The organism is Paenibacillus rhizovicinus, from assembly GCF_010365285.1.
Lineage (GTDB): Bacteria > Bacillota > Bacilli > Paenibacillales > Paenibacillaceae > Paenibacillus_Z > Paenibacillus_Z rhizovicinus.
On sequence record NZ_CP048286.1, the window covers coordinates 6,159,276 to 6,171,536 of the forward strand.

The following is a 12,261-nucleotide window of genomic DNA, read 5'->3' on the forward strand; positions in this document are numbered from 1 at the left end:
ATGATGCCATGATGAAATATATCGAGATTGAACTTAATGAGAAGCCGTATGCGCTGCCGTTGTCCGAAACGCAGGAAATTATCCGTTTGCAGCCCATTACCGAAATTCCGAACGCCAGAGCGTATGTCTGCGGCGTCATCAACTTGCGCGGGCTGATCGTCCCGGTAGTCGATTTACGGGAACGGTTCCATATGCCGAACCCGAGAACGAGCAACGATATGCGTATCGTGATCGTCAAGACGGAGGCCGAGGTCGTAGGTCTGCTGGTCGATCGCGTCGTTAAAGTTTCCTCGTTCGGAGAAATTCTACCCCCGCCATCGGGCACCGACGCCGTTGAACGCGGGCTGCTGGCAGGAGTTGGCCGTTCGAACGAAGATTTGGTTTGCCTGCTTGATTTAAACCGCTTATTAGACTTGGGAGGTGAAGGGCGATAATGGAATCGTTCATGATGACGTACTTGGGCGTGTACTTGGATGAACTCGAGGAACAGCTGCAAATATTGGACCGGTCCGTTCTGGAGCTGGAAAGCGAATCCGCGAGCCTTGAAACGATCCAAACCATCTTCCGCGCTGCCCATACGTTAAAAGGATCGTCGGCGGCGATGGGATTTCATTATCTGAAAGACGTTACCCACCATCTGGAGAGCGTGTTCGACGCTTTGCGCCAGCACCGGTTGAACGTGACGCCCGGCTTGATTAATCTGCTGTTTCAGTGCATCGACTATTTGAAAGAACAGCAAGCGCATTTCAGACAAGGCCAGCTGGAAGAAGGGCGCGACGACGAATTAATCAGCCGGCTGCAGCAGTGCCTATCCGGTTCTCCGCCGGCAGAGCAAGGGAACGCAGAGCGGAAGGAACCTTTCGTGAACGCGGCAGCAACCGCGATCGACGCCAATATCCATCAACCTGAAGCGGGCCGCAAGACGATCTGGACGGACGAGGAACGAAGCGTCATTCTCCGGCATCGCAAGGAGGGCACGTCTCTCTATCGGATTGAAGTATCGTTAGCTCCGGATACGGAGATGCCCCGCGTCCGGGCGACGCTCCTGCATCGCATCATAACCGAATCCGGCGACTTAGCCGGCGTCCAGCCGCCCTTGGCCGATTGGGATACGGATGGCCTGCTCGTCAAGGAGCCATTAACCTTCGCCCTGGCAACGGGCACGGCGGCAGACGAAATCCGGCAGCGGCTGGAACGAGTTTCGCAAGTGAAATCGGTGTCGATCGCTCCGCTGGTATTGGCAGATCCTGCAGCGGATGCCCGCAACAGCGCGGAAGAATCGAGTTTCGATCTCGACAATGCTTCCAGGCCAGCGCAGACAAGTCAATCCAAAGCGCTTGTCCAGCAAACCGTTCGCGTAGACGTCGACCGGCTGGAGCATCTTCTGAACCTCGTCGGCGAGTTGATTATCGGCAACACGCGGCTTCAAGATTTGAAGAAGCGTTTCAACGACCGGTTCAAGCACGAGCCGGAAGCGGCAGTGTTGAGCGAGGTATCCGATCAATTAGGACGGATCATCTCCGAGCTTCAGCCGGGTATGATGAAGACCCGGATGCTTCCGATCGAGCACTTATTCAGCCGTTTCCCGCGCCTGGTACGCGACTTGTCGCAGCAAGCCGGCAAGGAGATCGACTTCATCATCGAAGGCAAAGAAACCGAATTGGACCGAACGCTGATCGAGGAAATCAACGATCCGCTCATACATATTCTCCGCAACGCGGCCGATCATGGCTTGGAAGCGCCCGATGAAAGGGAGGCGAAAGGCAAGCCTCGCAAAGGCCGCTTGACCATGCAGGCCAGCCATCGGGAGAACGCGATCATGATTCGGATTTCGGATGACGGGCGGGGCATCGATCCTGCGCGGATCAAACGCAAAGCGATTCAGAAAGGGTTTATTTCCGAAGAAGCGGCGGCCGATATGACGGATAAGGAAGCGATCTCGCTCATCTTCCACTCCGGGATGTCCACGGCAGAGCAGGTGACCGAGCTGTCCGGCCGCGGCGTCGGCATGGATATCGTGCGAGCCCGCATCGAGAAGCTGAACGGCTTGATCGAGATCGACACCGAACTCGGCAAGGGAACGGTCTTTACGATTAAACTGCCGCTAACGCTGGCGATTTCCAAATGCCTGCTCGTTCAACTTGGCCAGCATACGCTTGCCCTGCCGCTGGTCAATGTCATTGAAACGTTCCGTTTATCGGATGCCGACATCCAGCAGGTTCACGGACAGGAAGTCTGCTGCGTTCGCGGAGAGATCCTGCCTCTGATCAGGCTTCACCGCAAACTGAATGCCGTCCGCGAAGGACAAGGTTATGCGGTTATGATCGGGGCGGCGGAGAAGCGCGTCTGCCTGTTCGTCGACCGTCTTATCGCGAACCAGGAAATTGTTATGAAACCGTTAGGCGCGTATCTGGGCCGAATTCCTTATTTATCCGGCGCCACCTTGCTGGGCGACGGCAGCATCGCGCTCATTCTGGACATCCATGCGGTCATGCGCGAAGCCGGCACGAATGTATGGCGAATGGCGAAGTCGAACGTCAAGGACCCTTCGAGCATCGTCAAGCTGCTGGTCTTCATGCTGGACGGCGAACGCTACGCGCTCGATATCCGGGAAACGAAAGAGATCATTAAAGTGCCCGAACTGCACCGCGTCGCTTCGCCGGCACCGGAAATATGCGGCCTGATCGACCTTCGGGGAGAACTGATGCCGGTCGTCGATATTCGCACTTGCTTAGGCATGCCTGACGCTGAACTAAGCGAACTTTCCCGCATCATGATCATGAACGTGAACGGTTCAATGACAGGGATATTGGTGGATCAGGTTACGGAAGTCATTCATGTGCCGATGGATGAAGTGGAACCGGCGCCGGAAGGCATCTTCGGCAGCTCCGCTGCTTATGCGCAAGGGATTTGCAAGCAGGACGGCAACTTGGTGACACTCATGAACATGAACGCGATCGTTCGGTTGAAAGGAGCAACTATGAGTTATGCCTGATCAATCGATCCATGAAATGAAGGGCTCCCGGAAAAGAGTACTGGTCGTGGACGATTCCGCCGTCATGCGCACGCTTATTCAATCGATCCTGGAGCAGGATCCGCAATTCTTGGTCGTCGGCACCGCGTCGAATGGACAAGAAGCCATTGAACGCATCGCTGAACTGCTCCCGGACCTGGTTACGATGGACGTGGAGATGCCCGTCATGGACGGCGTATCGGCGCTGCAATACATCATGGCCGAGAATCCGGTTCCCGTTATCGTCCTGAGCACGCATACCGAAGAAGGGACTGCGATTGCTTTCGAAGCGCTTGCCCTCGGCGCTGCCGATTTCTTCCATAAAGATAAGCTCTTCGGCGAATCCGCCGAACGGCAGTCGGTCGAAGAGTTTCTGATGCGGTGCAAGGCGGCGCTCGGAACGAGGCTATTCTGGCGGCTTCGGGAGCGCTGGGACGGCATAGGACGAACGCTGCGGCAGATGATCGGCTTCATGGTGGATTGCTATAACAAAGAAGCATCGGTGACCGCGTCGCTGAACCGGGCCATCGACAAACTGAGCGGATTGGCGATTACTCTCAAGAGAGACGAAGCTGGAAACTATTATTATGCCGCTTGCTCCGGCAGCTTCACCAATCGATTCGGTTTTCTTGATTCTTATCTTGTCGGCAAACGGACGGATGACCTCTTCACGGGCGACTTTCTCGAACGGTTGCTGGAGCTTTACCGCAGAGCCTGGAGCGGAGAAGAATATGTTAGCTATGAATTGGAATGGCGCGGCATCGCCGTGCAAGGCATCCTGCAGCCGGTCAAACAAGACGGCCGCGTCGTGGAAGTATACGGTATCCTCATCGACTTGACCGAACAGAAGCGGCTGAAGGATCAAGTCGAATATATTTCGAACCATGATTCGTTGACAGGACTTCCTGATCGGCGGCAAATGCCAGGCGCAATGGAAGAATTGGCCGCCTTGGGCAGCCCTTTTGCGGTGCTATGCATTAATTTGGATCAATTCAAACTCGTGACGGATACGTTTGGGCACGAGGTCGGCGATCGGCTGCTCATCTTGGTCGCTCGGCGACTGAAGAGCTTCGCCCGCGAACAATCGGTGCTGTTTCGCGCCGGTAACGATGAATTCATCCTGCTCACCCTGGACACCACGATCGAGGCTGCCGAACATTTGGGCACGCAAATCTTGCGGTCGCTCCGGCATCCGGTCCGAATCGACGGGCACGAGATTCATATGTCGTCGAGCATCGGGATTTGTTTATGTCCGGACGATCTTCAGCAGCATGAGAATTTGCTGCGGTATGCGCACATCGCCATGACGAAAGCCAAAGAAGGCGGAGGCAATCGCTGTCAGTCGTTCGAACCTTCATTCCATGAACAAATCCAGCGGCGCATAACGATCGAGCATAATCTGCGCAAAGCGATCGAACGGAAGGAATTCGTGCTTCACTACCAGCCGCAAATCGATACGCGAACGAATCGGGTGATCGGCCTGGAAAGCCTGATTCGCTGGGAAAGTCCGGAATTCGGCCGTATTTCGCCAGCTGAATTCATTCCCGTCGCGGAAGAGTCGGAGCTGATTTACTTGATCGGAGAATGGGCACTGCGCGAAGCCTGCCATCAAAATGCGCGCTGGCAGGAAGAGGGACGCTTTCATGTGCCGATCGCGGTGAATCTATCTTCCCGGCAATTTTACGATCAGAAGCTGAAAGAAGGCATCGAAGCGATATTGACGGAAACCGGAATGGACCCGCAATATTTGGTGCTGGAAATCACGGAAAGCATGACGATGCACGTGCAGAAGGCGCTGAGCGCTTTGCGCAGCCTTAAATCGTTGGGCGTACATGTCGCCATGGACGATTTCGGCACCGGCTATAGCTCGCTAGCCTACTTGAAAGAGTTCCCGATCGATAAACTGAAGATCGATCAATCGTTCGTCAAAGGCATTCGCCATCATCCGGCCAACGCTTCCATCGTTAGCGCGATCATTTCCATGGCCGCCAGTTTGAATTTGGAGATCATTGCCGAAGGCGTGGAGACGATGGAACAGCTGGTCTTCCTGGGCGGGCAAGGGTGCGGCGTCATGCAAGGCTATTGGTTCAGTCATCCGCTTGAAGCGAACCGCGTGCCCGACTTTATTGCCAAATTCAACGCAGGCGGCAATGAATGGCTCTGAACGAGCGAAAGATCGGCATAAAAAAGCAGCCATCGAGCCCTGGAACGGTGCCCCTCATAAGGGCTGCGTTCCAGGAGAAGATGGCTGCTTTTCGTTTGCCCGTCTTCACAACGGGCGTATGGGGGGAGGCTTCAAGCTTACGAACGTATTAAACGAGCGTAGCCAGGTACTCGTCAAGCTGAGCGAACGTGCCTGCGAAACCTTGCTGTACGTTGGAACGGTTGGCATCGAAAGTTTGGCGTTCTTCCTCGGATGCGGCATATGGAATGCCTCGCATCGTCAGTTTTGTTTTGCCGTTGTCGTCCTCGAAGAGAAGCGTATTTAGAATTTCCAGCGGCCATGACGGGCTTGCCGGATGGCGCAGCGTGTTGCCTTCCGCGTCGGAGAACGCATTGGTAAACACGAGGAGCTCCGGCTCTACGATTTCACGGAAGACGAATTTCCCCCACATTTCTTGGCCGTCCGGCAATTTCATGCTGTAGTGGAACAAGCCGCCTGGGCGAAGGTCGACAGTTGCGACGTTCATTGTCAGTCCCTTCGGGCCCCACCATTTCACCAGATGCTCGGCTTGGGTGAAAACCTTGAACACAAGTTCGCGGGGAGCGTTCAACGTGCGGACTAATACGAGTTCTTCCACGTTTTGCTGTGACATTCGATAGTAACCTCCAGAAGTTAAGTGCATGATGTAAGCCGCTGGCCGGCCCTCCTAATCGCCGTTGGGCTCCTTGGTCTTGCTTTGAAGCTCGTGTAAATAATCGTCCAACTGATCGAGGCGTTCTTCCCACACGCGCCGGAAGGATCCCAGCCAGCTGTCCAGCTCTTGGAGCGGACGCGTTTCCAGCTTGTAGATCCGTTTGTTGGCCGCAGGCTGCACCTCGACCAATCCGGCATCGTGAAGCACGCGAAGATGCTTGGACACCTGCGGCTGCTGGAGGTGGAGCCGATCGGCGATGTCGCCGACTGGCAGCGGACCGTCCCGCAACAGCTCGACGATGTGAAACCGGTTTGGCTCTGCAAGAGCGCTTAACGTTGCATTCATGGCATTAACATACCCTAAACGGAATATTCGTGTAAAGGAATGATTTGGCATCCAATCGCGCGCGGCGTCCGTGATCTGTTAAGCGGTCATAATTCTCTCAACTCTCTCATAGACTTGTACTAGAGTACGCGGACAAGGAGAGAGTGCGATGAGTACGAAAGGACGCATTACCTATCGATTCGATAAACAGAGCGGGGCCCGCGTGGAGTCGCCGCGGCAGGAGACGCAGCGCGCATCGGGCGCCGACGGCGTGCCCTACTTTCAAGAGGAAATGAAATTCACATCCGATATCGGTTCCTGGAACAGCCCCTTTCAGAACGACGCGGGGGCGCTGGAACAGCTGATCCGCGAAGCCGACGGCCAGCTTCCGAAACGCCAGCCGAAGCCGGGCATGAGAGAGCAGGCTGAAGCAAAACGCCTGCCGATCGATACATCGGATGAAGAATTGATGCCGTTGGAGACACATGATACGATTCTGCTCGGAGACGAGGATGCTCCATATGGAACAGGTGCCGAAGCCGAATTCGACGCTCCGCGCCAGCCCTATTCCAAACGAGCGGCTGCTCCGCAGGTCATCGATATGTATCCGCAAATCGAGTTGGACGATGAGTTAGAACGATACAATCATCCCGGCGGGCGGGGAGGAAATGCTTCCTTCGGTTCTTCGCGATCCGGCGCAGGCAAACGTCCGGCGCAAGGCCCGTCCTGGTTTAAAGTATTTGCTTCGGTAGCGGGCGCGATCGCAACCGGCGCCTTGTTCGGCTATTTCGTATTGACATTGTTTACGGGCGGAGGGGCATCGGACGAGACGGACTCCACCGGATCCGTACCTGCTGTCAGCAGCGGCGTGACCGGTACCGGGAAGACGGATACCGGAGTCGCGGAAGGCAGCGGCGGCAAAATATCATCGAATGCTGCCGGCGCGAAAGGCGATCAGAAAGGAACGGGGGGCTCGACGGGCGAGACTGCTTCCGGCTCCGTGAAGATCGACGTGCCGGCTGCGTCGTATTACATGCTGCAATACGGCGTGTTCAGCAGCAAAGACGGATTGACGACTGCGGCTGCGGAACTGCATAACAAAGGACTCGCAGCCGCATCTCTGACGTCCGGCAATGACTTTCGGATCTACGTGGGCATGACCACAGACCGAAATGCGGCCGATCTTCTGGGACAGACGCTGACAGGGATGGATGTTTATGTCAAGCAGGTCGACCTGCCTGCGCTGAATTCCATGGTATATAGTGGCAAGCCTGCCGACGTTCAAACATTCTTCGAAGATACGTCCGGTCTGCTAGCCAAGCTGGATGATATGACGGTCGCCCGCTTAAGCGGTCAAACGGGGACGCTCGATAAAGACTGGCAAGCCCTGCATGAGCAGTGGACAGAATCCGCATCCCGCCTGGAATCGGGCATGACGGACGGGACGAACAAAGCGCCGCTGCTGAAGCTGATCCAAGCCGTGAACTCAGCCACCGTCGCCGCGGGCGAATACGCCAAGAAGCCTTCCGAGACCTACCTATGGTCCATGCAGACCGCTCTCATGAACGCTGTCTTCATTCAGAAAGACTGGTTTGCATCTATCGAATCATTGTAAACCGTTTCCCGTCCGCGTATAATAAAATGTACGTGTCAAAAAATGGCGAGGGACGTTGGAAGATGAAGAAAAATATCTGGGTATTGCTGCTGTTCATGCTGATCGGCCTGCTGGCCGGCGCGCTTATCGCTCGTTCGCTGACGACGTTCCCAGGACTTTCGTTTCTAACGAATACGACCACGATTCTCTGGTCGCCCTCCGCGGACTTGCTCGTGCTGAGCTATGCATTCACGCTGCGGCTTCATCTCAGTCTGCTCAGTATCGCCGGCGTTGCGTTCGCAATCTGGCTGTACCGCAAACTGTAAGAAACCGGCTGGAAGCACAAAGGAGCTTTGCTTACGAATGGAACAAACTTGCAATTATCAAACCGAACATTTGCGCCAGCTCGTGCTGGCTTCATCTTCTCCCCGCCGGCGGGAATTGGTCGCTTCACTCGGCCTTTCCTTGCCGGTTCTCATTTTGTCAAGCGATACGGACGAATGGACGCCGCCGGAATGGACGCCGTCCCAAATCGTCGAACAGCTCGGATTGCGCAAAGCAAAGGCGACCGCCCAGCTTCTCTCGGCAGAAGACAAGGCGGGTTCGCTGATCGTCGGCGCGGATACGATCGTCGTCCTAGACGGCGAAGTTCTGGGCAAGCCGCACGACCGCGCGGATGCCATTGCCGCACTGACCCGGCTGCAAGGCCGACGCCATCAAGTATTCACCGGCATCGCATGCGTCGATCCGCATGGCGGCCGGGAGCTGGTGGCCCATCGGATGACGGAAGTCGTCATGAAACGTCTGGATCCCGCGCTGATCGAGCGCTACGTGGATTCCGGCGAACCGATGGATAAGGCAGGCAGTTACGGCATTCAGGGACGGGGCGCCATTCTGGTTGACCGGATCGAAGGCTGTTATTTTAATGTCGTCGGTCTGCCGCTCTCCCTGCTTTCGGATATGCTCGCACAATTTCGAATCACGGTTATTTAATAGCCGCGCAGCATCGATTTATCCGTCTTTGCCAGACTTGGAGTTTTCCAAATTGAATCGCACTGCATCGCCAACGAGGACGGCGACAGTCGGTTCGCCATGAGCGCCGGGGCGATCCCGGATTCACGTAACGATCAAACCTAGCAGAAAGCAGGGAACGTTCATGGAGGCAGACCAATCTTATGTCCTTAAACATGTCCCAAACGAAGACCGTCCTAGAGAGCGCTTGATGAACGTTGGGGCCGATGCACTTAGCCATGCGGAATTGCTTGCGATATTGCTGCGAACCGGAACGAGGAGCGAATCCGCCGTAATTCTGGCGTCCCGCATTCTTAAGCAGTGCGGCAGCCTGCGCGGGCTAGTCGATATGAGCATTGCGGAGTTAACCGGAATTCGCGGAATCGGACCTGCCAAAGCCATTCAAATCCGTGCCGGCATCGAGCTTGGCCGCCGGTTGGCTCGCAGCCAGCAGGGCGAACTGCCAACGATCCGCCGGCCTGCGGATGCCGCTCACTTAATGATGGAAGAGCTCCGCTATTTGAAGCAGGAGCACTTTGTATGCTTATTCTTGAATACGAAAAATCAGGTCATGATGACCGAAACGTTATCCGTCGGCACATTGAACGCGACGCTCGTTCACCCTCGCGAGGTGTTTCGCGCGGCCATGAAATGCAGCAGCTCCTCGCTTATATGCATGCACAACCACCCCAGCGGCGATCCGACGCCAAGCCCCGATGATATCGCGCTTACGAGACGGCTCGTCGAAGCGGGCGAGCTTGTCGGCATTGAAGTCCTGGACCATTTGGTAATAGGTGACAATCGCTTTATAAGTTTGAAGGAGCAAGGCCACATGTAATATAATAAGAGGGATTGTCTTACGAAAGAAAGGAAGATACGCACATGTTTGGTGGTTCGAAAGATTTAGGAATTGATTTGGGTACGGCTAACACACTCGTTTATGTCAAAGGAAAAGGAATTGCCGTAAGAGAACCTTCCGTGGTTGCTCTTCGTACCGATACAAAGAAAATCGAAGCCGTCGGTGAGCACGCTAAGAAGATGATCGGACGTACGCCCGGCAACATTCGCGCCATTCGTCCGATGAAAGACGGCGTTATCGCGGATTTCGACACGACTTCGACGATGATCAAATATTTCATTCGTCAGGCTCAGAAGAGCCGTTCTTTGTTCCCGCGTCATCCGAACGTCATGGTTTGCGTGCCGTCGGGCATAACGGCCGTTGAACAGCGCGCCGTCAAGGACGCGACCGTGCAGGCAGGCGCGCGCGAAGCGTTTACGATCGAAGAGCCGTTCGCGGCAGCAATCGGCGCAAACCTGCCGGTTTGGGAACCGACGGGCAGCATGGTCGTCGACATCGGCGGCGGAACGACGGAAGTCGCTGTTATTTCGCTCGGCGGCATCGTAACGAGCCGTTCCATCCGCATCGCCGGCGATGAAATGGACGAAGCGATCATGCAGTATATCAAACGCATGTACAATCTGATGATCGGGGAACGGACATCGGAGCAATTGAAGATGGAAATCGGTTCGGCGCTGGCTTTGGAGCAGCAGGAAACGATTGAAATCCGCGGCCGCGACCTTGTTTCCGGATTGCCGAAGACGCTCCCGATTTCATCCGACGAAATTTGCGACGCCTTGACGGATACGGTCAACGCTATCGTCGACGCCGTCAAAGTCACGCTCGAGAAATGTCCGCCGGAGTTGTCTGCGGATATTATGGACCGCGGCATTGTCCTGACCGGCGGCGGCGCGCTGCTTAAGAACCTGGACAAGCTGCTTGCCCGCGAAACGGGTATGCCAGTCATCGTGGCGGAGAACCCGCTGGATTGCGTTGCCATCGGAACAGGCAGAGCGCTCGATAACATCGACCTGTTCAAAACACGCGGAGGCCCGGTATCCCGTTCCAAGAAGTAATCCGGGCTGGATGCGTGGGGAAAACGGATGAGCGACGCTGATCGGTTTGGACGAGCCCGAGGGCCGTTCGAACCCATCGGCACGGAATGGGCGGGTGAAGCGAAGTGTTTAATTGGATGCGCAACAGACGGATGTTTGTGCTCATGATCGTATTTATTCTCTTCGTCGCCGTTATGGGTTTCACCATCGGCGACCGGAAGAAGCTGACATGGCCGGAAAATTTCGCGCTCGATACGTCGGGCTTTTTCCAGCAATGGCTATATAGGCCGGCCGGATATGTATCGGGCCTCGTTCACGATCTCTCCCACATGCGGGAGGTATACAAGGAAAACGAGCAGCTGCGCATCGCGGCCGCCGCCTATGCGCGCGACAGCATCAAGTACAATTCGATGGAAACGAAATTGAAGACGCTTGAGGAAGAATTGAAGTTTACGGAACGCCAGAAATCGCTGGATAACTATAATTATCTCATCGCGCAGGTCGTCGCTGTCAGCACGGATCCGTACGATGAGACGATTCGCATTAATTTAGGCTCCAAAGACGGCATTAAGCTCAACATGGTCGTCGTGACGAACAAAGGGCTTGTCGGCTTGGTCACCAGAGTGGATCCGTTCTTCTCGTCCGTCATGCCGATCACCAAGTTAAACGTAAATTCGATAGATACCAAACTGATTGCTGCAACCGTGTTCGGCAAGGAGAGCGAATCATTCGGTATTGTCGATAATTACGATGCCGAGACGGGCAAGCTGTCCATGTCGAAGATTTCCGAGCATGATCCGATCAAGAAAGGCGACACGATCATCACTTCCGGCAAAGGAAACGTATTCCCGCGCGGGATCGTCATCGGTACGGTCGACAGCACGCAAGTCGGCGACTTCGGTCTCACGTATACGGCAACGATTACCCCTGCGGCGGATTTCAACCATCTGACCGAAGTGTTCGTCGTTCAAACGCCTGATCTCGGGGATACGGGAGATATCTCGCCATGAGACTGCAGCGCATAATCGGCGTCATGCTGCTCTTCTTCCTTTCGGAAGGAACGATATTCTATTGGCTGCTGCCGGATAGCCTGGTTGGCCGCATCGTTCCTCATTTTACGCTGGCCTTCGTGCTGTTCGCCGCTCTCTACAGGGGACGCCATGCGGCGCTCCTGCTCGGCTTGTCGTTTGGATTGCTGCAGGATCTGGCCTTCTATGGCCGGATCATCGGCGTCCATTCTTTCTCTATGGGCCTTGTCGGCTATATGACGGGACTTATGCTCGAGCGCAAGCGCAGCACGCTGATGATGGCGCTCTCCATGATCGGGCTGTCCACTCTCGTCTACGATACGGTCGTCTATTTCATTTACCGGGTGTTCCGGCTTACGGGCCAGCCTTATGAATGGGCGCTTTCGCACCATATTATCCCGAGCCTCATTCTTCAGCTATTATTCGCTTTGGCGATGTACGTACCCGCAAGACGTTGGTTCGAGGGAAGCAAGACGCCTAAGACCGAAGACGAAGAAGATTAACCCGGTTCCGTTGCAGGAATACGCGCGTGAATGAAAG

General features: G+C 55.3%; 12 protein-coding genes. 10 read left to right on the forward strand and 2 right to left on the reverse strand.

Translation table 11 applies throughout. From position 1 onward, the window contains the following. The first annotated feature begins 8 nt into the window (after positions 1–8). Genes GZH47_RS27450 through GZH47_RS27460 form a run of 3 tightly spaced genes read left to right on the forward strand, consistent with a single transcriptional unit; the run spans position 9 to position 5,177 of the window. On the forward strand, positions 9–434 hold the full coding sequence (locus GZH47_RS27450) for a chemotaxis protein CheW (protein WP_162644155.1): 426 nt from the start codon (positions 9–11) through the stop codon (positions 432–434). Continuing rightward, entirely contained in the window at positions 434–2,995 is a 2,562-nt protein-coding gene (locus tag GZH47_RS27455; protein WP_162644156.1) for a chemotaxis protein CheW, read from the forward strand. The genes GZH47_RS27450 and GZH47_RS27455 overlap by 1 nt, the downstream gene beginning before the upstream one ends. Continuing rightward, positions 2,988–5,177: a two-component system response regulator gene (locus GZH47_RS27460; protein WP_162644157.1), complete on the forward strand. Its 2,190-nt coding sequence runs from the start codon at positions 2,988–2,990 to the stop codon at positions 5,175–5,177. Before GZH47_RS27455 ends, GZH47_RS27460 begins: the two co-directional genes overlap by 8 nt. Positions 5,178–5,325: 148 nt before the next feature. On the opposite strand, the gene GZH47_RS27465 is transcribed toward GZH47_RS27460, so the two are convergent. Then, a complete protein-coding gene (locus GZH47_RS27465) occupies positions 5,326–5,829 on the reverse strand; it encodes an SRPBCC domain-containing protein (RefSeq protein ID WP_162644158.1) in 504 nt (167 codons plus the stop codon). 54 nt (positions 5,830–5,883) lie between these two features. Further along, the gene (locus GZH47_RS27470) at positions 5,884–6,216 is read right to left on the reverse strand and encodes an ArsR/SmtB family transcription factor (protein ID WP_162644159.1); all 333 of its coding nucleotides are present in this window, start codon (positions 6,214–6,216) and stop codon (positions 5,884–5,886) included. A 148-nt stretch (positions 6,217–6,364) separates the two neighbouring features. Between GZH47_RS27470 and GZH47_RS27475 the strand changes: the two genes are divergently transcribed. The 7 genes from GZH47_RS27475 (at position 6,365) to mreD (ending at position 12,224) form a co-directional block, all read left to right on the forward strand. Then, a complete protein-coding gene (locus tag GZH47_RS27475; RefSeq protein WP_162644160.1) occupies positions 6,365–7,810 on the forward strand; it encodes an SPOR domain-containing protein in 1,446 nt (481 codons plus the stop codon). Between the two features lie 62 nt (positions 7,811–7,872). After that, the gene (locus tag GZH47_RS27480; protein ID WP_162644161.1) at positions 7,873–8,115 is read left to right on the forward strand and encodes a DUF4321 domain-containing protein; all 243 of its coding nucleotides are present in this window, start codon (positions 7,873–7,875) and stop codon (positions 8,113–8,115) included. Between the two features lie 37 nt (positions 8,116–8,152). Next, the gene (locus GZH47_RS27485) at positions 8,153–8,782 is read left to right on the forward strand and encodes a Maf family protein (RefSeq protein ID WP_162644162.1); all 630 of its coding nucleotides are present in this window, start codon (positions 8,153–8,155) and stop codon (positions 8,780–8,782) included. A gap of 163 nt (positions 8,783–8,945) precedes the next feature. Next, on the forward strand, positions 8,946–9,638 hold the full coding sequence (radC, locus tag GZH47_RS27490) for a RadC family protein (protein WP_162644163.1): 693 nt from the start codon (positions 8,946–8,948) through the stop codon (positions 9,636–9,638). 44 nt (positions 9,639–9,682) lie between these two features. Next, entirely contained in the window at positions 9,683–10,714 is a 1,032-nt protein-coding gene (locus tag GZH47_RS27495) for a rod shape-determining protein (protein WP_162644164.1), read from the forward strand. A gap of 131 nt (positions 10,715–10,845) precedes the next feature. Continuing rightward, entirely contained in the window at positions 10,846–11,703 is an 858-nt protein-coding gene (gene mreC / locus GZH47_RS27500) for a rod shape-determining protein MreC (protein WP_225446593.1), read from the forward strand. Further along, the gene (gene mreD / locus GZH47_RS27505) at positions 11,700–12,224 is read left to right on the forward strand and encodes a rod shape-determining protein MreD (RefSeq protein WP_162644165.1); all 525 of its coding nucleotides are present in this window, start codon (positions 11,700–11,702) and stop codon (positions 12,222–12,224) included. The genes mreC and mreD overlap by 4 nt, the downstream gene beginning before the upstream one ends. Positions 12,225–12,261: the final 37 nt, after the last annotated feature.

Coding starts and splice junctions, on each gene's coding strand:
- GZH47_RS27480 (WP_162644161.1), top strand. CDS start 7,873: ATGAAGAAAAATATCTGGGTATTGCTGCTGTTCATGCTGATCGGCCTG.
- mreC (WP_225446593.1), top strand. CDS start 10,846: ATGTTTGTGCTCATGATCGTATTTATTCTCTTCGTCGCCGTTATGGGT.
- GZH47_RS27465 (WP_162644158.1), bottom strand. CDS start 5,829: ATGTCACAGCAAAACGTGGAAGAACTCGTATTAGTCCGCACGTTGAAC.
- GZH47_RS27460 (WP_162644157.1), top strand. CDS start 2,988: ATGCCTGATCAATCGATCCATGAAATGAAGGGCTCCCGGAAAAGAGTA.
- radC (WP_162644163.1), top strand. CDS start 8,946: ATGGAGGCAGACCAATCTTATGTCCTTAAACATGTCCCAAACGAAGAC.
- GZH47_RS27455 (WP_162644156.1), top strand. CDS start 434: ATGGAATCGTTCATGATGACGTACTTGGGCGTGTACTTGGATGAACTC.
- GZH47_RS27485 (WP_162644162.1), top strand. CDS start 8,153: ATGGAACAAACTTGCAATTATCAAACCGAACATTTGCGCCAGCTCGTG.
- GZH47_RS27470 (WP_162644159.1), bottom strand. CDS start 6,216: ATGAATGCAACGTTAAGCGCTCTTGCAGAGCCAAACCGGTTTCACATC.
- GZH47_RS27495 (WP_162644164.1), top strand. CDS start 9,683: ATGTTTGGTGGTTCGAAAGATTTAGGAATTGATTTGGGTACGGCTAAC.
- GZH47_RS27450 (WP_162644155.1), top strand. CDS start 9: ATGATGAAATATATCGAGATTGAACTTAATGAGAAGCCGTATGCGCTG.
- mreD (WP_162644165.1), top strand. CDS start 11,700: ATGAGACTGCAGCGCATAATCGGCGTCATGCTGCTCTTCTTCCTTTCG.
- GZH47_RS27475 (WP_162644160.1), top strand. CDS start 6,365: ATGAGTACGAAAGGACGCATTACCTATCGATTCGATAAACAGAGCGGG.